This window comes from Carboxydocella sporoproducens DSM 16521, assembly GCF_900167165.1.
Lineage (GTDB): Bacteria > Bacillota.
In genome coordinates this window covers 1-18,785 of sequence record NZ_FUXM01000043.1, presented here as the reverse complement: position 1 = coordinate 18,785, position 18,785 = coordinate 1, and the positions used below count along the sequence as shown (strand labels likewise).

General features: G+C 49.1%; 16 protein-coding genes and 1 pseudogene. 4 read left to right on the top strand and 13 right to left on the bottom strand.

From position 1 onward, the window contains the following. Positions 1-189: 189 nt before the first annotated feature. The 7 genes from B5D20_RS11815 to B5D20_RS11785 form a co-directional block, all read right to left on the bottom strand. Positions 190-969, bottom strand: coding sequence for an acyl-CoA dehydratase activase (locus tag B5D20_RS11815; RefSeq protein WP_078666435.1), 780 nt, complete (start codon positions 967-969; stop codon positions 190-192). Next, positions 970-2,244, bottom strand: a complete 1,275-nt coding sequence (locus tag B5D20_RS11810) for a double-cubane-cluster-containing anaerobic reductase (protein WP_078666434.1) — start codon at positions 2,242-2,244, stop codon at positions 970-972. Between the two features lie 136 nt (positions 2,245-2,380). Continuing rightward, positions 2,381-3,067, bottom strand: a complete 687-nt coding sequence (locus B5D20_RS11805; protein WP_078666433.1) for a DUF421 domain-containing protein — start codon at positions 3,065-3,067, stop codon at positions 2,381-2,383. A gap of 105 nt (positions 3,068-3,172) precedes the next feature. After that, complete coding sequence (locus tag B5D20_RS11800) at positions 3,173-3,613, bottom strand: YckD family protein (RefSeq protein ID WP_078666432.1); 441 nt, start codon at positions 3,611-3,613, stop codon at positions 3,173-3,175. A gap of 91 nt (positions 3,614-3,704) precedes the next feature. Continuing rightward, positions 3,705-4,226 (bottom strand): class I SAM-dependent DNA methyltransferase, encoded by a 522-nt coding sequence (locus B5D20_RS11795; protein ID WP_159071956.1) that lies wholly within the window; start codon positions 4,224-4,226, stop codon positions 3,705-3,707. A gap of 102 nt (positions 4,227-4,328) precedes the next feature. After that, positions 4,329-4,943, bottom strand: a complete 615-nt coding sequence (locus B5D20_RS11790) for a BofC C-terminal domain-containing protein (RefSeq protein WP_078666430.1) — start codon at positions 4,941-4,943, stop codon at positions 4,329-4,331. A 55-nt stretch (positions 4,944-4,998) separates the two neighbouring features. Then, entirely contained in the window at positions 4,999-5,742 is a 744-nt protein-coding gene (locus tag B5D20_RS11785; protein WP_078666429.1) for a YebC/PmpR family DNA-binding transcriptional regulator, read from the bottom strand. 172 nt (positions 5,743-5,914) lie between these two features. Between B5D20_RS11785 and B5D20_RS11780 the strand changes: the two genes are divergently transcribed. Further along, positions 5,915-7,033 carry a carcinine hydrolase/isopenicillin-N N-acyltransferase family protein gene (locus tag B5D20_RS11780; RefSeq protein WP_078666428.1) on the top strand — a complete coding sequence of 373 codons (1,119 nt, stop codon included), beginning with the start codon at positions 5,915-5,917 and terminating at the stop codon, positions 7,031-7,033. 3 nt (positions 7,034-7,036) lie between these two features. Next, a complete protein-coding gene (locus B5D20_RS11775; protein WP_078666427.1) occupies positions 7,037-8,095 on the top strand; it encodes a hypothetical protein in 1,059 nt (352 codons plus the stop codon). On the opposite strand, the gene yunB is transcribed toward B5D20_RS11775, so the two are convergent. Continuing rightward, a complete protein-coding gene (gene yunB / locus B5D20_RS11770) occupies positions 8,070-8,741 on the bottom strand; it encodes a sporulation protein YunB (protein WP_078666426.1) in 672 nt (223 codons plus the stop codon). The two genes, B5D20_RS11775 and yunB, sit on opposite strands and share 26 nt — an antisense overlap. A 55-nt stretch (positions 8,742-8,796) precedes the next feature. After that, positions 8,797-10,035, bottom strand: a complete 1,239-nt coding sequence (gene tyrS / locus B5D20_RS11765; protein WP_375804196.1) for a tyrosine--tRNA ligase — start codon at positions 10,033-10,035, stop codon at positions 8,797-8,799. Between the two features lie 130 nt (positions 10,036-10,165). Between tyrS and B5D20_RS11760 the strand changes: the two genes are divergently transcribed. After that, positions 10,166-12,556, top strand: a complete 2,391-nt coding sequence (locus B5D20_RS11760; RefSeq protein WP_078666425.1) for a transglycosylase domain-containing protein — start codon at positions 10,166-10,168, stop codon at positions 12,554-12,556. Positions 12,557-12,888: 332 nt separating this feature from the next. On the opposite strand, the pseudogene B5D20_RS14370 reads toward B5D20_RS11760, so the two are convergent. The 4 genes and pseudogenes from B5D20_RS14370 to B5D20_RS11740 form a co-directional block, all read right to left on the bottom strand. Further along, a pseudogene (locus B5D20_RS14370) lies at positions 12,889-13,830 on the bottom strand (methyl-accepting chemotaxis protein); the annotation flags it as partial. Positions 13,831-14,646: 816 nt separating this feature from the next. Further along, positions 14,647-15,183: a ferredoxin domain-containing protein gene (locus B5D20_RS11750; protein ID WP_078666423.1), complete on the bottom strand. Its 537-nt coding sequence runs from the start codon at positions 15,181-15,183 to the stop codon at positions 14,647-14,649. 2 nt (positions 15,184-15,185) lie between these two features. Continuing rightward, positions 15,186-15,653, bottom strand: coding sequence for an N-acetyltransferase (locus tag B5D20_RS11745; RefSeq protein ID WP_078666422.1), 468 nt, complete (start codon positions 15,651-15,653; stop codon positions 15,186-15,188). Continuing rightward, positions 15,653-18,025: a Lon protease family protein gene (locus B5D20_RS11740; protein WP_078666421.1), complete on the bottom strand. Its 2,373-nt coding sequence runs from the start codon at positions 18,023-18,025 to the stop codon at positions 15,653-15,655. The genes B5D20_RS11745 and B5D20_RS11740 overlap by 1 nt, the downstream gene beginning before the upstream one ends. A gap of 149 nt (positions 18,026-18,174) precedes the next feature. Between B5D20_RS11740 and B5D20_RS11735 the strand changes: the two genes are divergently transcribed. Continuing rightward, positions 18,175-18,785 (top strand): nuclease/transposase family protein (locus tag B5D20_RS11735; protein WP_479722963.1); only part of this gene is annotated, 611 nt, incomplete at its 3' end.

Genomic DNA, 18,785 nt, shown 5'->3' with positions numbered 1-18,785 from the left:
TCTTCCGGTATTTTTTCTCCGTATATTTGGAGAAACCGTTCCCAATGTTCTTTAAGTATATCGACTATTTTTATTGATTGTTTATTTTCTTTCTCATGCGCTCTCATATTTCTACCTTAACACCCTAAGTTATCCACATCAAGCCTTAAAGCATAATTTCCTAAACATTCAAAAAGCCATTGACGCAAGTCAATGGCTTTTTTGGTAGCGTTCCCTGGCCAGCAATGCTGCTCCTAATGCTCCAATCAAGTGCGGTTCCAGCGGCACATCAACCGGTTTACCCAGGAATTCCGCCAGCATTTTCTGCATACCTCTCAGTCTGGCAACTCCGCCAGTAAAAGTAACTCTGTTAAAAGGCTCCATTGCTGCAACCAGACCGGTTATCCTGCTGGTTATGGCTCGAAATACTCCCCAAATAATCCTCTCTCTGGCAATGCCTGCTGTCATCAGGCCGATAATCTCTGATTCGGCAAAAACAGCACACATACTATTAATTGCCACTGGCTCCACCGTTTTTATGCCATGAATTTGTTCTATTTCCATTCCCAAATTAGCAACAATCATTTGCAAAAAGCGACCCGTCCCGGCAGCACATTTATCATTCATAACAAAGTTCAAAACTTTGCCATGGGGGTTAATTTTAATTGCCTTACTATCCTGACCACCAATATCTATCACCAGGTCATTCTGAGGATATAAAAAACTGGCACCTTTCCCATGACAGGTAATTTCAGTTATTGCTTCATGGATAAACGGGAGCACAGTACGACCATATCCTGTGCCAATAATATATTTCAGGTCATTTCTGTCAATTCCGGCTTGTTCAACTGCTTTTTCCAATACTGTTTCACCAAAAACCTGTGGTTGCCAGCTAGTTGGAAGCATTGCCCGGGCTAAAATTTCCCCTGTCTGGTTTATAATTATAGCCTTTACCATAGTTGAGCCGACATCTACACCAGCAAAATACATTTATTGCCCCACCATTTCCAAAAATGCCTGAATACGGTTTTGCAGAATTGGTAAATCTTCTTCACTATAATCGCTCTCAATTTTGAGTACCGGTATTTCCGCTGCCTGTAAGGCCCGTTCAATTTTATAATATTCAATACTATAAGGATGACAGAATTGCAGGTTATAATAAATCACACCATCAATTTTATACTCCTCAACCAAACGCAAAATATCATTTATCCTTTCATTATTGGGCGTAAAGCAGGCACAATTTATTTTCATTGCTCGCATTGCAATCTGTTTTAATTGTTCAGATATAGTTTGCCCTTCCTCAGTCAGTTGTTCAAAATACCTGGTACCAGTGCAGGTTTCCTCACATACCACTACTCCACCACAGCTTTCTATAATATCATGTATTTTCCAGTTAGGAATCGGCATCGGACTCCCGGTAATCAATATCCTCGGAGTGCCTTGAGGCACTACTCCCATTCCTTCTTTTACTCTTTCTTCCAGTTCATCACATAACTCCGATACTTTAGCACTAAAACGCTCCGGATCATCAAAGAAAGCGAGCTGGGTAATCAATAAGGCATCTTTACCGGAGATCGGTACAGGGTCAGCTTTGCGCAAATCGTATAGCCGTCGTAATACTTTTCTTCTATTATTAACTTTAGCAACTGCCTGACTTAAACTTTCAAAATCTACCGCTTTTCCGGTTTCAGTCTCCAACTTTTGCATCAATCGGTTTACTTCGGCCTCCCAAAGATCGTAATCCTCTTTTTCTTTTCGTTGGGGCAATTCCATAACATAAGTAGGTATAAAGTCGTTTAAGATTTCCCACGCTTTTTTCTTACCATCACAAGTAGTTTCCCCGATGACAAAATCAGCTACCTGAAAATAGGGGCATATACTGTCCAGTTTGAAACCGATGCTGGCTTTAATCAATGGGCATATGCTTCTCGGTAATACTTTTTCACCAGTAGCTACCGGAAACTGTGCTCCTGCACATAAACCTATGCTGACAGCATCAACAGCTAAAATCAATTCTTCAGGTACAAATACACAAAATGAGGCTACTACTTTTCCACCTTTTAGTTTATGATCCACCAATTCTTTTACCCTCAAACCATGTACTTCACTGATAACAAAATCAAAATATTGCATGGCTTGCGGCCTATTGAACTGATTAATAAAAGTCTTTTCATAAAGTTCCGGCAAAGCTGCCAGAAATTGATCATGTTTCTCCAAATCAATCCCCAGTTCAGCCCACATTGCGCGCCAGTCATTACTCATATAATCCTCTCCTTTGTATTTTTTTCCTTTATCCTTTTCTCGTTTATATATATAACTTCCTGTTTTGATAAGTATAAAATTTTTTTATGATGAATGACCGATGATAAAAAAATAAAATAAGACCACTGATGGCATCTCAGTGATCTTTCTTCTTATCTATATATAAACTGCCCCTGGAATCAATTCCGGCATACAAAACTTCCCGGAGATCAAAAATGCCCCGTTTACCCAGTTCGTCCCGCAGCCATTGTTCAGTCAAATTAATTTTTTGCAAGTTTTCCTTTAAAATTTCGCCATCACTGATTAAGTCCCAGCTCATCCCCTCATACTGAGTGGGTAGCCCCAGGTCTTCCGGTGTAACCGGCCGCTTTTGCGATTTTAGCAAAACACTGAGCTGACCGTTGGGTTCTAAGACAGCAAACTCCACATCATGCAGGTTAAAGGCATTTTTATTGCGCAATTGCATCAGAAGATCATCTACATTGTAACGGAGTTTGGCCATGTTTTCTTCCAGAATCTTACCATTATGTACAACGATAGTCGGTTGTCCTTCCAGCAGTTTACGAGCTGGCCGGCTGACCAGGGACAGGTAACCCATCATGTAGGTAAGAAAACACCATAGAACCAAACCCAGCAGGTCGGGCAGAAATTTGACTTCCGTATCAATGGCTATCGTCCCGGCCATACTGCCGATGGTAATCCCGGTAACATATTCGTAAAAAGTCAGCTGTCCCACCTGTTCCTTATTGAGCAAGCGCGTTAAAATCAGAATAGCTAAAAAGGATCCCAATGTCCGCAATAACACCTCGGCTATTTCTGCCATTTTACCACCTCCAGTTTTCATACATTCCTAGTTTGAAAAAGGGCAGGCCAAAATATACGCCAAAGCAAAAAGGACCCCGGCCTAAATCCGGAGTCCTCTTTGTAGCTATACCCCCTGGCTACTGGTATTGGTTGTGTTGTTAGTATTATTGGAATTGTTACCTGTACCAGGGTTGACACCATTCCAGCCCCCACCTGGTCCAAAACCGGGTCCAAAACCACCTCTGCCAAAGCCGCCCCGTTTACAAGGGCCGCCGCCAAAACCGCCGGGCCCTGGCAAAATCCCGTTCTCTTCTCTAAATTTCTGCATCTGGTCCATCCGGTCCTTAATCAGTTTGCCCTGATCTTCTGTCAATTGACCCGCTTCCACATACTTGTCGACAATCTTTTTACGCAGCTCAATTATTTGTTTTTCCAGACTCAGGATTTCCTTCTTCTGGGCATCGGTCAATGTCTTCTGGGCCGTAGTGGTCAAGGCCGCAAAAGCGGGGACAGCCATTGCCAGCATCAGGACCACAGCCAGTCCGATGAAAATTTTGCGTTTCATCCTCCATTCACCTCCTTGTCCTTGATTTCAAGTTTAGTATAACCGTTCAAGATGGCAGAATTAGGGCAAGTGTGTGACATTTTTGTGAAAACTAGCTGACCATTTTTGTGGCTACTAGCGGTACACGCCGGAACAATACGGTCAAAGTCTGCCCCCGGCAAATTACCGCAACCCTGCTAAAACCGGCTGGGATGACCCTTGCCTCTATTTCTTCCTCAGTCAAAGTATTACGCCCTGACCCGGGTCTCCTGTAAGCTACATCCAGCAAAAACAGTCCTCCAGGCCGCAGATTGCGCCAGACATTAGAAAGCAGCCGCTGTTTTTCCCTTTCATCCTCAATGATATTGAAGACAAAATTGCACGTCACCAGGTCCAGACATAGAGATGTGTCTTCCAGCTCATCCACTGCCAGTATTCCTTTCACCCCACTGGTACGAGCCTGCCCTGCCACTTTCTCCAGCTGTGCAGGCAAATCGGTAATGTAGACAGTATAGCCCCGGTTCAACAGATACCTGGTATTGCGCAGGGTGCCTGCGCCATAATCCAGCACCCTTCTTACTTTTTCCCGTTGAAAAAGGGGTTCCAGCAATAACAAACTTTTTACAGCAGCCATATCCATCACTCCATAATTTGATATTGATTTTCATTTTCATTTTAGTAAGACCCTTTGTTTTTGTCAATAAAAAAACGAGGGGTCTCCCCCTCATTTTTCCCATTACTCTTCCCGGTATTCATCCAGATTATCCAGAAAAGAGTTGAGTGCACCATCATTTTTGAATTCCAGCACTCGCCGTAAATCCTCTTTTTCAGCCTCAGTTAATTGCTGCCATTGTTTGACTTTATACAAGCGGCTGCGCAATTCTGCGGGCAATTGCTCCACAGGAATGGCTTCCCGCTGCAGCAAAAGACCCCCTCCACCCAAGGGCCCATGGTAGATAGCCAGAAAACCCTGCTCGACACCCAGATGGCGGTATTCCCGGTGGACGGGACAAAAATCATCCACCCTTTTGCGCAAGATCAGCAGGGTACTGGCCGGGAATTCTACCTCCCAGCCTTCCTGGGCGGAAAACTGTTTTTTTATCCTGTCCTCAGTCAAGCCTTTGATGGCCGGCCAGGGCCCCGTCACCGTTTGTTCCTTCTCCCCGCATAAGAAGATTTTCTCCTGGCGGATCTGGGTCTGGTCTGTCACCTTTTTAGGTTCAAGAATAGGCGCCGGTGTGGGCTTGGTAGCCGGCACCAGGGCCCGATAGCCATAATACAGGACAGATCCTGTACCCAGTCCCAGAGAGAGCATCCCCACCAGCCAGAGAGTCACTACATATTTACGCATAAAAATACCTCCTTTGGGTACGATTATTCCCCAAAGGAGGCAGCTTTAAACCAGTTCAGGCCATTTCTGCCAGATCGATATCAAAGTTGGCGTAAACATCCTGCACATCATCATGATCTTCCAGGGCTTCCATTAGCTTGAGCATTTTCGCCGCTTCATCACCGGTCAGGGCCACGGTAGTCTTGGGCAACATGGTGACCTGAGCCATAGCAATAGGATAGCCGGCTGCTTCCAGTGCCTCTTTCACCTGGTCAAAATCATCGGGCTGAGTGATAATTTCCATGCTTTCCTCATCACTTTTTACATCCTCTGCCCCGGCTTCAATAGCGGTCAACATGACCTCATCCTCATCAGCCTTTAATTCTGCTTTGTCGATAACGATCAGACCCCTGGGGTCAAAGAGCCAGGCCACACAGCCTGTTTCCCCCAGACTGCCGCCATTGCGGGAAAAGATATGTCTGATTTCAGAAGCAGTCCGGTTACGATTATCGGTCATGATATTCATCAGCACAGCTACTCCGCCTGGACCATAGCCTTCATAGACCAGTTCCTCGTAGTTGGTATTGTTACCCGCCCCGGAAGCCCTTTCAATCACCCGCTGGATATTGTCATTGGGAATATTATTTTCACGGGCTTTCTGGATGACGGCTTTCAGCCTGGGATTGGCTTCCGGATCCGGTCCCCCGGCCTTGACCGCTACCATGATTTCCCGGGAAATTTTGGTGAAAATCTTGGCCCGTACGGCATCCTGCTTGGCCTTACGGTGTTTGATATTGGCCCATTTACTGTGACCTGCCATCAGATACCTCTCCTTTATGTCTTTTATCCTGTCTTATTTTAGCATAAGCCCCTTGTTATTGAAAAGGAGAAAGTACAGGAAAAAATCACAGTACAAGCAGGATTTTGCTGAAAATTATGGAATTTAGAAAGAAAGGGTCAGATTCGAGGCAAAAGCCCGGGAGGGAAAAAAAGTGAAACAAATCATCGAAACCATTGGTTCTGACTATCCCATGGGAGTGTTACAGGGCAGGATGGCCAAACAGCAAATTGCGGAAATGTGGCAAAAAGTCCAGGATTCCACCCTCCTGGCCCACAACCGGCCACCTTTAATGCCCAAACCCCTGCACCTTTTGCATTGTCAGAAAAAAGCCGATACTTTTTTGAAAAACTACCTGCAAAGAGCATTGCCGGAGGAATGTGAACGAATTCACGGCCTCGCCCAGGGAGCTGCTCTTCCCGAGGAAGCCCTTTTATTTATGCAAGTGCTGGAAATGGAACTGGTACCAAAAGCCGACACCTATACCCTCACGGCCGGTTTGGGCTTTGTAGCCGGTCCCCAGGCTACTATTCAGGAAGAAGTACTTATTTGCTCAATCTGGGACTTCGCCCTGCCTGTCGAAGACCAGTTGCTGGTGCGTAAAAGCTGGCCCCGTCAGGGTAACAGTTCCCTGGATGTAACCCTGGCCCACCTGGCCGGTTGCCTGGGAGGGGTAAATCAGCACGGCCTGGCTGTAGCCCTCTTCCCGGCTTATGCCGCTGACAGCCTTTCCTTGAAGGCTGTTCCCCTTAACCTGCTGGTCCAAAAAGTACTGGCCAGCACCGCTACTGCCGAGGAAGGGGCTGCTTTGCTGGAAAAATACCATCGTGACATTGGAGCCACCGTATGTCTGGCCGACAGCTCTGGCAAAATAATATTATTGGAGTTGAGCCGAACTGACCAGGCCCGGCGTCAGGCCGAAACGGGGATGAACTGGATTACTACCCGGTTTACTTCCCAGTTGCCCCAGGTTACAGAAGCATACTTCAGCAAAAAAGCTCATCCTTCCTTCCAGGGTCTGCCTATTCATCAACCTGCTCAGGAGCGGGCACGGCAGTTACAGGAAAAAATCCAGCAGGTTGGCTTGCTGGAGCCGGAAAATATCTTGCCTTTACTCAGAGATCATGGTCAGGGTCAGGGCGAAAACAGCCTTTGTCGCCACGGTAAAATGCTTACCACCCAGCTGGCTTTTATCCTGCAACCGCGCCTCAAACGCCTCTGGGTCTACCTGGGTTCACCCTGTCTCAATCAATGGCAAAAATGGGGGCTGTAATCAGTGCAAACCGGAATCTGGCTTTATCGTCTCTATGATGTAGCAGAAGAAATCGATCTGAACCGGGTGGAACAGCTGCTATCTGTTACCTTACCTACCGTGCGGCTGCGGCTGGCCAAAATCCGGGCCAAATCCATGCAACTGGCCAACCCGCCGGTAGCGGTGGAATTACTGGAGGAAAGCCTTTATCTGGGCCCCTGGCAGGTAAATGTCCAGTGGTCAGCTAAAATTTTCGATCTGGGAGTAGTTTCTCTGGTTATGCGGATCCTGATGCCAGGGGAAGTGGACCTCTCCCTCTGGACGGAAATGGCCAACTTCCTGTATAACAGCGAAGAAGTGGAAATGCATTTTGAACGGCAGCTGGCCACTGTGATACACTCCCTGGCTCCGGCTTTGCATAAACCCGCTGCCAGCCACAATATGGTGGAGGATTTTACCGTCTACTACTTTCGGCGCTGGAATCGGGACTGGGACCCCGTTCCCTTGCTGCTGGCCGAAACAGAGAAGATCAGCAATCAGGCGCGCCGGGATACCCTGCAGCACAGTTTCAGTTACGGCCCGGATGATCTGACCATCATCACCTGGGACTCCGCCCTGGTTTACGATGCCGGTGGCAGTACAGATATTCCCGATCTACTGGAACTGGGGCTGGCGCAGCTGCTGGAATTACGCTACTATGACGATCTCTTGAGCCGGGAGCTGGCTCAAGCCTATCAGGACATCGAATGGGCTGAACGCCGGCTGGGCCGGCTCAGCCAGTACCGGCGGATAATGAAACGTTTAATGGAACTGGTCGTGGATATCACGGAAATCATTGACCGTATCCAGAATTCCTTGAAGGTAACAGAAGACATTTTTTATGCTCGCGTCTATAGTGCCGCCCTCAGCATTTTTCGCACCAGGGTCTGGGTGGAAAGTATCGAACGGAAAATCAATTTGTTGCGCGAAACCTATTCCATGCTCAGTGAAGAAATTGTTACCCGCCGTTCCATGACCCTGGAGGTAGCGATTGTCTTATTGTTTATCCTGGAAATCATCATGGGCCTGTTCGGTCATTTCTAAAACCAAAATCCCCATAGAATTGCGGTACAGGACCCACCACCATCAGATTGGTCAACAGCACCTCAGTGTGTACTGGTACAGTCCGATCTGTAAAGGGCGGCACCACGATTTGCAGCTGGGTCTCCACCATCAAGCTGATTACGTGCCGGGTCTGGTTGATCCCGGCTGTTTTTACTTCATTTTTTATCTCCGTTTTAACTGCACCTGTGGGCCAAACTTCCACTTTAATCCCTGGCCCCCAGGCCGCCAGCCAGGTGATACGGGTAATCGTCCCCAGCGGAACGGTTACCTTTTTTATTTTCAATTCCTCCAGGCGTCGGTTTACTGTTAATGCTACCCGGCTCTGCAGCTTGTCGAGAGCTACCACATCCGGTTCCATCAGCACTGGCCGCCCTTCCCCATCTTTATATACCTTAACCAGGTTGCCCTGGCCGAAACGTTCCATCTCTTCCAGAACAGAGCGATGCACAATTTCCGTGGCCAGGCGCTTGACCTGGGCCTCTGCTTCAGCCCGCAAGGGAGCAGCAATGAGGAGATCCAGCAGATAAAAGCCGCTAATGAGGATTGCGACCAGGAATAGAACCAGCGCCAGCCACGGTCTCCGCCGGCGTGGGCCAAAACCCTGCAGTGATGGACGGCGTCCCATAAAAAAATTCACCTCCACCCTAATCTATGTGGAGGTGAACCAATAGGTGAAAGCCCTAGGCTAAAATCACTCTGGCGAATTTCCTTTTGCCTACCTGCAAAATCAGGCCATCCTGAACGTTAATGCGCATAAGGGGATCAGTTACTTTTTCTTCATTGACCTTGACTCCCCCCTGGGCAATCAACCGGCGGGCTTCACTGTTGGACGCAGCCAGGCCACTCAGTTGTAACAGTTTGGAAAGACCAATGGTGCCACCTTCCAGCTCATTGGCCGGCAGCTGATAGACGGGAATTTCCTCCGGCAAGTGGCGCTGCTGGAATACCCGGACAAAGTGTTCTTCCGCCTGCCTGGCTGCCTCCGGCCCATGGTACATGCTGACAATTTCCCGGGCCAGCCGCATTTTCACGTCCCGTGGATGCAATTTTCCCTCTGCCAGGCCTGCTTTGATTTGAGCCAGCTCCTCCAGGGATACCCGGGTTACCAGCTCAAAATAACGCAGCATCAATTCATCGGGAATAGACATGGTTTTGCCGTACATTTCCTCAGGGGCCTCATTGATACCGATATAGTTGCCCAGGGATTTGCTCATCTTGTTGACGCCATCCAAACCTTCCAGAATCGGCATCATAAGAGCGATTTGCGGCTCCTGGCCAAATTCTTTCTGTAAATGGCGGCCCATCAGAAGGTTAAACTTCTGGTCAGTACCCCCTAATTCCACATCCGCTTCTAACGCCACAGAATCATAACCCTGCATGAGAGGATAGAAAAACTCATGGATGCTGATAGGTGCCCCTTCTTTGAAGCGCTTGCTGAAATCTTCCCGCTCCAGCATGCGGGCCACAGTATATTTGGCCGCTAATTGAATAACATCTGTAAAGGTAAGGGGAGCCAGCCACTGGCTGTTAAATACAACCCTGGTCCTGGCCCGGTCCAGGATTTTAAAAATCTGCTCTTGATAGGTACGGGCATTGGCCTGCACCTCTTCTTCAGTCAGCTGTTTCCTGGTTTCCGATTTGCCAGTAGGGTCACCAATGCGGCCGGTAAAGTCCCCGATAATTATAATCACTTCATGCCCCAGGTCCTGAAAGGTTCGGAGCTTATTGAGCACTACCGTATGTCCCAGATGGATATCCGGTGCCGTGGGATCCAGGCCCAGTTTTACCCGCAGGGGTTTACCGGTAGCAATAGCTTTTTTTAACTTCTCTACCAGTTCGTTTTCCGGTACAATTTCCGCTACGCCACGGCGGATTTCCGCCAGCTGGCGTTCTAAATCTGCCAACACTTCCCTCACCATCCCGCAAGCATTTATATTTATGTATTATAACAAAGGAAATCCTGGTTGGCAAATACCATACCCTTAACGGAACGGATATGGTATAATACCACTATGTCGGATTATTTTTTACAAAAGGAGAGGAGAAGCTGTGGGCAAAAAACTTTTGCTCTTGTTAGCCCTGCTGGTCATGGGTGTAGGACTGGGCGCAGGCATCTATGCCGCCATGGCTATTGCCGATGCTCCTGCCTGGGACCCCAGTAAATTGGCTGTCAGTGAAACCTCGATCATTTATGACAGCAAGGGTAATATTATCGCGAAAGTACATGGTGGTGAAAACCGAACAGTAGTATCCATAAAAGACATCCCCCCCCATGTTATCAATGCCTTCCTGGCCGTGGAGGATGCCAACTTTTACGAACATTCCGGTATTGATTATAAGGCAGTGGTGCGGGCAGTGATTGCCAATATAACTGATGGTTTTGGCTCCCAGGGTTTTTCCACTATAACCCAGCAGTTAGTCAAACAGTCTTTTCTTTCTCCGGAAAAAACCATCAAGCGCAAATTGCAGGAAATTTATCTGGCTCGTCAGGTAGAAAAATACTATACCAAAGATCAAATTCTGGAAATGTATCTTAACCGCATTTTCTTTGGCCACAATGCCTATGGAATACAGGCTGCGGCCCAGACCTATTTTGGCAAGGATGTCAAGGACCTGACTATCGCTGAAGCAGCCATGCTGGCCGGGATTCCCCAGGCTCCCAGCCGTTTAAGCCCGTTCCGCAATCCGGAACTGGCCAAAAAACGCCGGGCCCATGTGCTGGAGAACATGGTCCGCTTCGGCTTCATCACCCAGAAACAGGCTGAACAGGCCAATGCTGATAACTTTGAATCTTTGAATCGGGATGGACGGAATCAGGGAAGCAATGCTACCTACCAGCACCAGTATTATGTAGAATATGTCCTCGACCAGCTGGAGGATATTTTTGGACCGGAAAAGGTCTTTGCTGGCGGTTTGCAGGTTTACACCGCCCTTGACCCGGAAATCCAGACGGAAGCGGAAAAAGTGATGAATGATCCCAAAAACTTCCCAAAAGGAAAAGCCAATGAGCAGGGAATAATTCAGCCCCAGGGCGCAGTGGTAATTCTGGAACCTGGCACCGGCCAAATCAAGGCCCTGGTGGGTGGGCGCGGCCAAACTGAAGGCCGGCGCGTCCTTAACCGGGCCACCCAGTCCCACCGGCAACCGGGTTCAGCCTTTAAACCTATTATTGCTTATGGCCCGGCTCTGGAAGCAGGAATGAGCCCGGCCACAGTGGTGGATGATGCCCCTGTCTCCTATGGAAAATACAGCCCCAAAAACTATGATGGCTCCTATGGAGGCCTGACTAGCTTACGCTCCGCTCTGACCCGGTCTGTTAACGTGGTAGCGGTCAAGTTACTGGATGAAGTAGGTATCAAGAAAGCGATGAAAATCGCCCGCAACCTGGGTATTTCTACCGAATCCCTGGACCCGGTGGCTGATAACGGCCTCAGCATCGCTTTAGGCGGTCTTTCCCGGGGTGTCACCCCTCTGGAAATGGCTGGCGCCTATGCCGCTTTTGCCAACAAAGGTATCTATGTTGAACCAACTGCCATTCTTAAAGTCACTGACAAAACCGGTAAGGTTATCTGGGAAAGTGCCCCCTTAAAGCGCAAAGCCCTGAAATCTTCGACTGCTTTCATGCTCACTGACATGTTACAATCAGTGGTTAAATATGGTACTGGTACCAGGGCGCAATTGCCCGGCTGGCCCGTTGCCGGTAAAACCGGCACTACCAATGATGCCAAGGATATCTGGTTTGCTGGTTATACTCCCAAACTGGTAGGCGTGGTGTGGATTGGCTATGACCAGCCCAAACCCATGCCCCGGGAATTTGGCGGTCGTTATCCCGCTTTGATCTGGAAGAAAATCATGATCAAAGCCCATGAAGGCCTGGAACCGGTCAATTTCGAAAAACCTGACAGCGTGGTTCAGGCTACCGTCTGCAAAATTTCCGGCAAAAAGCCTTCGGAAATCTGTCCCAAAGAGGATCTGGTAACAGAGTATTTCGCTGAAGGAACTGTCCCGGAGGAAATCTGCGACTTGCATATCGAGGTTAAGGTCTCAGCGGCCAGCAATCTCCTGCCTAGCCCTTACTGTCCCGACGTCGTCACCAAAGTTTTTATCAAACGCAGTGCCAGCAAGGTGCCTATGCCCAATATGGCTCCTACAGAAGTATGTACTCTGCATAACCCTGGAAATAGTGAAACAGTTGCCATCTGTACCGACCCCAGCCATAATGGCAAGGAAGTGCTGGCCAATGTGCCCGGTCCAGGAGAAAGCGGCGGCTGCCCACCGGAACTGGTAGTGAAGAAAACCTATGTTAAAGGACAGGCGCCCAAAGAGAAATGCCAGATTCCAGAACATCAGGTAACGGTAAGCCAGCCTGCTCCTCCAGATAATACTACCAGTCCAGAACCCCCTACTTCACCGGAAGTTCCGGCTCCCACTCCGCAATAGAGAAACACCCCAAACCCCGAAACGGGGCTGGGGTTTTTCTATTCTGTTTTAAACTGGCTGATCTGCTGTTTCAGTTCTTCTGCCACCTGCAGTAATTCTTCGGCCGAAGCAGCTACCAGCTGGGTAGCTGCCCGCATCTGCTCCATCTCCCGATCCAGTTCTATACTATGACCGCTGCTCTCTCCTGCCAGACGGGCGATTTCTTCCATCACCTGTCGGCTTTGGTCACCAATCTGGACAATTTCCCGGCTGGCCAGTTCATTGCGCTGGGCAATGTTCGTCATGTTCTGCATCGCCCCAACTACTTCATTGGTACTGGCGGTAACCTCTTCAATGATAGCGGAAATACTGCTAATCTGTTCAGCCACTTCTTCTACCGCCTGGTCGATGGCGGTCAAAACCTGTCCGGCTCCTTCTGCCAGCTCTACCCCTTTACTAACCTGAGACAAGCCATTTTCCATCGCTGCAATGGCTTCATTTACACCAGCCTGAATCCGGGAAACCAGCTGATTGATTTCCTTGGTTGCTCTGGAAGACCTTTCGGCCAGTTTCCGGACCTCATCGGCCACAACCGCAAAGCCTTTGCCCTGTTCCCCGGCCCGGGCCGCTTCAATAGCCGCATTCAATGCCAGCAAGTTTGTCTGTTCAGCTATATCGTCAATCATCTGCACAATAGTACTGATTTGTTCCGATTGTTCCCCCAGGGAATGGATGGTGCGTGCCGTAGCCGTTACTGCCTCCTGAATCGCCTCCATTCCAGTAATGGTGGTTTGTACTGCCCTGGCTCCCTCCTGGGCCGCCTCCCTGGCCTTTATACTTTCCGCATTGACTTTTTCTGCCGCTCGCGCAGCCTTTTCCATGCCTTCTGCCACATTGCGCAAAAGCAGTCCATCAGCCTCCACCTGGCGTAACTGATTCTGAGAGCCAGCAGAAACTTCCTGCACTGTTTGCGCCAGCTGAACCAGTAATTGCAAACTGGCGGTGGTTTGCTGTTGTTGCTGCTGAATCGCCTGTTTTAGTTTTTCTGTCCGTTCTTTCACTTTTGCAATTGATTGGGAGTTATCTTCAACAACATTGACCAGTAATTGGCTCTGCTGATTTACCTGTTCTCCGCCGGCATATATCTGTCTCAACATTTCCTGCAACTGGGCCAGCATGCTATTAATATAACCCGCAAGAATCCCAAGCTCATCCTGGCGCTCAATTTTAAGGCGCCGGGTTAAATCCCCCCGCCCCTGGGCCAGCTCAGCTACTGCTGCCAGAATAGCATCCAGAGGCCGTTTCAGAATCAAATTGGTAGTCACCCAGACCGCACATAAGATGAGGGCAATCATCAGCAACATCAGCAGAGTTACATTATTGCGGACCGCAGCAATTTTCTCCTCTGCCCGGGCCACCGAGACCCCGACCCGAAAAGCTCCCCATTTCTGGCCATCTACATAAATGGGATAACTGAAATCCCAGATCACTTCCCCTGTATCCCGGTGATAAACTTGTTTCAGGGCTTTTTCGGTCTGAGCTGCCGCCAGGCCTACCGGGTCATTGAAAATCCTTTTGGCCCGCTGCTGATATTTGCTGTTATGGGTCGGAGCATAACCCCGGTCATCCACAGCCAGGGCATAGACTATATCTTCATCAGTCAAAAAGGCATCAAAAACCTTTTGCCAGTGTTGTTCGGCATAGTCATCATAGACGGTATGGAATTTCTTGACCCCGTTTTCTTCCGCAAACTGCCGGTACTGGCGCTGAAAAAGTTGTTCCCGCTGGATAATACCTGTTTGCAAATCCGAACTGATAATGCTTTCAATGGTCCGGGCACCGGCCAGAGCCAGCCCCATCCCCTTCTCAGTCAGATTCGCTTCTACCCTTGTTCGCTCCGAGTAAACGCGATAGACACCATAACTGGCTGTCAGTACCGCTAACACCAGAAACAAGGATAAAATCAACTTGAATCTGAGACCGCGCTGTACCACTATACCACCCCTTCTCACCTTCTCTGTTTTATAACAGTTTTCGACATGAATTTATAAAATCCTATCAGAGGTTTTTAAAATAACAAAAAATAAAGGGCAGCAGTAAAAACTGCGCCCTTAACGGTCAAAAAAGGGATTTTTGCTGCTGACTGAAAGGGGTATACCGTAGATGATTTTGACATCCTCTCCCAGCAGTTTTAGATTAACTGCCGCTTTTCCTACGGAAAACCAAACCCGGTGGTCAACATGATGTAAACCGGCAACCTGCGCTGCAGAAGCAATGGCTATGCTCAAATCGGTGATATTAAAGGCACAGATGCCATCAGCAGCTGCATTGGCCTGGCAATTAGCAAAACCACAATAGCCACAGGGGGTCAAGCCCAAACGTTCTGAGCGGCTACCCACCAGAAACACCGCTGCCGTCCGGTCCAGGTTACCGGCATCGCGGGCAAAAAAGGCAGCCGGGCTTCCTGTTTCTTCAGCAATGCGCCGCATTTCGCTCTGTAAACGCTGCAGATCTTCTCCGGGAAAAACCGCCGCAGTCACCAGGGTATCCCGCCCCCGGCCTTTGGGGGCCGTACGAGCGGCAATGGCCATCAGCCGCAAAACTTCCAGAATTCCTTCCTGTTCCAGTATTTTACCTTCAACTACCATGTTTATCTTCCTCCTTCATTCAGTTCTATAATGACTGCATATTCATCACAATTGGGAAATTTAGGGCAGTTAATGCATTCCTTCCAGACTTTATGGGGTAATGTCTCCATAGGTACTTCCCGGAAGCCGCAAGCCAGGAAAAAATCCAGCTGATAGGTTAAAGCGAAAACCCGGGGTAAGCCCAGTTCCCTTGCCTCTTCCACCAGGGCCTCTACCAGTTTTCTGCCCAGCCCCTTTCCTCGCCAGTCGGATGCCAGGGCCAGAGCCCGGATTTCAGCCAGGTCCTCCCAGATGACGTGCAGGGCCCCGGTTCCCACTACCTGGCCCTCGATTTCAATTACGGTAAATTCCCGGATGGTTTCATAGAGCATGCTGCGGGAGCGGGCCAGCATAAGGCCCTGGGCGGCACATTCATTAATCAGCTGGTGCATGCTTTCCACATCCGCCATCCTGGCTTTTCGAATCAGCATTAGTTATCACCCATTTCACTGATAATATTATAGTATTTCTGGAGCTGAGCCTCTACCCGTTGATGAATTTCCGCTGCCGGGAGCCCGGTTAATAACTCCAGCCCCTGGTCGATGGTGCTGATGGCATAAAGATGAAAGCGCCCGGCCGCAACGGCTTCCACCACCTCTTCATTGAGCATCAGATTGGGTACATTCTGTACAGGCATAATAACCCCCTGGGTTCCAGTCAGTCCACGGGCTTTGCAGGTATAATAAAAGCCTTCAATTTTTTCATTAATGCCACCAATGGGCTGAATTTCCCCTTTTTGATTTACAGAACCCGTTACCGCCAGGTCCTGTCTGAGGGGAACGTTGGCCAGACTGGAAAGCAGGGCATAGAGTTCAGCAGCAGAGGCGCTGTCACCATCCACCCCATCATAGTTCTGTTCAAAACAGAGACTGGCCGAGAGACAAAGGGGGACCCGGTGGGCATAGCGGGCTCCCAAATAGCCAGCCAAAATCATGACCCCCTTGTCATGGATACGACCGGACAGGCGCACTTCCCGCTCGATATTGATAATCCCCTCTTCCCCCAGATAGGTATTGGCAGTGATACGAGAGGGCTTACCAAAAGAATAGTCCCCGGTATCCAGCACTGCCAGTCCATTGATTTGTCCCACCTTGCTGCCACTTGTATCTAACAGAATTACACCCTGAGCCAGCAGTTCACCCAGCTTCTCTTCATAGAGGTTGGAACGGTAGACTTTTTCCTTGATCGCGGTTTCAACATGTTCAGCCTCCACCCTTTCCGCTCCGGCCAGGGTGGCCCAGGCTTCCGCTTCAAAAATAATTTCGACGATTTCATTAAAACGGGCTGAAAGTTTATCCTGATGTTCGGCCAGACGGGAGCTGTATTCGATAATCCGCGCCACTCCCGAGGCCGCAAAAGGCTTGAGATCGTTTTTCTGACACTGGGCAGCGATGAATCCAGCCATAGCTCGTTCGTTCTCCTCACTTCTGACCAGTTCATCATCAAATTCCGCCCTGATTTTGAACAATTTGGGAAAATCCTCATCATACTCATGCAGCAGCTGATAATATTCCAGGCTACCGGTCAGTACCACTTTAACCTGAACCGGAATCGGTTCTGGTTGCAAAGTGGTAATTACCGCCACCCCCTGGTGGTCGGTAGGATTTTCGATGCGAATTTCGCCATTGCGTAAAACCCTTTTTAATGCCTCCCAGGCCGCTGGATTGGCCAGTACGTCCTTGACCTGCAAAATCAGATAGCCGCCATTGGCCCGATGCAGGGCCCCGGCTTTGATTTTGGTATGGTCGGTGGACAAAACCCCCAGTTCATTTTGATATTCAATCCTGCCAATCAAATTGGTAAAAGTAGGGTTGGGTTCATAAACTACCGGTGCCCCTTTAACTTCGCTGCTATCCACCAGCAGGTTGACTTTATATTTTTCATAGGGGTCTTCTCCTTTTTTGGCCCCCAGGAGAAAAGCCAGCTGTTCTCCCACTTCGTCCTTTTCCGGTTCCTTAAAGCTCTCCAGATTATTGATAATATCTTCCTGAATTCCCTTGATGTATTCCACTACCTGATGATACTGGCGGTATTTGTCCTTTAAATCAGCCAGCAAATGGCCGATAGCCAGCAAAGCCATCTGGCCCTCCAGCTGCTTTTCCTTTTGCTGATACTTCTTCTCCAGTTTTTTTAATTTGCTGACCATTTCCACCAGCTTTTCCTGCAGATACGAGGAATCCTTTTCCAGATCCCGTCGCGTTCCTGGATCCAGCTTGTTGTATTCCTCCTCGGTCAGGGGTTCCCCGTTCAGCAGGGGTACGGAAACAAACCCTTCACTGGTGCGATGGAGGGAAAATCCTTTCTGGTTGGCCATTTTCTCCAGTTGCTGATAAAGCAATTCGCTTTCCTGTTCAAATTGCTGCCAGAGCAGGGTTTTCTTTTTCTGGCTGTTTTCACTGTCAAAGGCTTTGGGTACTTCTTTTTTCAGACTGTTTACCATGTCTTCCATATCCCTGACAAACTGCTTGCCCAGTCCGGCCGGTAGAGAAATAGCCCGGGGCTGACTGGGTTTCTTGAAATTATAGACATAGCACCAGTCCTGGGGACGGGGTTCCTGGGCTGCCTGGCCTTCAATTACCTTACGGGTATAAGTGAGTTTTCCCGTCCCTGTTTCTCCAGCCACGAAAATATTGTAACCAGGACGCCGGATTTTCAAGCCGAATTCCAGGGCTTGCTTGGCCCGCTGCTGTCCGAGCACTTCTCCTACCGGCTCTACCTCTGTCGTATCCCGAAAAGGTAACTTGCTGGCATCGCAAGGACGCCATAACTGGCGGGGCGTTAGTTTCAAAGACTCCTGGTTCATGCTCTCCCCTCGCTTTTTCTTTTATTTACAAAACCCGGGCTTTTTGCCGGAATGTCTTCCTTGTATTGTATAAATCTGGTACAATATAGCTATGGAACAGAAATATAGACATAAACGTGCATCCGTTTTGACCACATCGTGAACAGGGGGTGATTGAGCTGGCACGCAAAAAGAAGTTCAGTAACGGTATGCCAACGCAGACTCTCACTGCCAGGGCCAAAGTCATCAACCTTTCCGACCGGGACGCCCTGCTCCTGGGCCTGCTGGGTTTTTTTGCCACCAAGCTGTGGAATGTAGCCAACCACCACCGGCGTACTGTCTGGAACGAAACTGGTAGAATACCCGGTTTCGTTGAGCAGTGTAGGGAACTTAAAATCAACCGCTGGTACAGGCTCCTGCCTTCCCAGTCTGCTCAGGAAGTCCTGGGCGAGCAGGACGACTCCTATCGGTCATGGTTCTCACACAGGAAAAACGGCGATGTACTGGCAAAACCGCCGGGCTTCCGGAAAAAAGATACTCTCAGCACCGTGACTTTTAAACAGAACGCTTTCGAAATACTGCCGGGCAACCGGGTGCGTCTGAAGCTGCCCAAAACCTACGGCAGGCGGGTGATTGTACTGGAATACCAGCTCCCATCGCACGTCACTCTGAGCAAAGTCCAGCAGGTAAAGCTGGTCTACGAACCCGGGACCGGCGACTGGTACCTGCACATAACCCACAGGGTCCCGGTAACCTATAAGGAAACCGGAAACGTCATGGC

What these genes read in the sequence shown, in the direction of transcription:
- B5D20_RS11815 (WP_078666435.1), bottom strand. Translation starts at nt 969, where the DNA reads ATGTATTTTGCTGGTGTAGATGTCGGCTCAACTATGGTAAAGGCTATA.
- B5D20_RS11810 (WP_078666434.1), bottom strand. Translation starts at nt 2,244, where the DNA reads ATGAGTAATGACTGGCGCGCAATGTGGGCTGAACTGGGGATTGATTTG.
- B5D20_RS11805 (WP_078666433.1), bottom strand. Translation starts at nt 3,067, where the DNA reads ATGGCAGAAATAGCCGAGGTGTTATTGCGGACATTGGGATCCTTTTTA.
- B5D20_RS11800 (WP_078666432.1), bottom strand. Translation starts at nt 3,613, where the DNA reads ATGAAACGCAAAATTTTCATCGGACTGGCTGTGGTCCTGATGCTGGCA.
- B5D20_RS11795 (WP_159071956.1), bottom strand. Translation starts at nt 4,226, where the DNA reads ATGGCTGCTGTAAAAAGTTTGTTATTGCTGGAACCCCTTTTTCAACGG.
- B5D20_RS11790 (WP_078666430.1), bottom strand. Translation starts at nt 4,943, where the DNA reads ATGCGTAAATATGTAGTGACTCTCTGGCTGGTGGGGATGCTCTCTCTG.
- B5D20_RS11785 (WP_078666429.1), bottom strand. Translation starts at nt 5,742, where the DNA reads ATGGCAGGTCACAGTAAATGGGCCAATATCAAACACCGTAAGGCCAAG.
- yunB (WP_078666426.1), bottom strand. Translation starts at nt 8,741, where the DNA reads ATGGGACGCCGTCCATCACTGCAGGGTTTTGGCCCACGCCGGCGGAGA.
- tyrS (WP_375804196.1), bottom strand. Translation starts at nt 10,035, where the DNA reads ATGGTGAGGGAAGTGTTGGCAGATTTAGAACGCCAGCTGGCGGAAATC.
- B5D20_RS11750 (WP_078666423.1), bottom strand. Translation starts at nt 15,183, where the DNA reads ATGGTAGTTGAAGGTAAAATACTGGAACAGGAAGGAATTCTGGAAGTT.
- B5D20_RS11745 (WP_078666422.1), bottom strand. Translation starts at nt 15,653, where the DNA reads ATGCTGATTCGAAAAGCCAGGATGGCGGATGTGGAAAGCATGCACCAG.
- B5D20_RS11740 (WP_078666421.1), bottom strand. Translation starts at nt 18,025, where the DNA reads ATGAACCAGGAGTCTTTGAAACTAACGCCCCGCCAGTTATGGCGTCCT.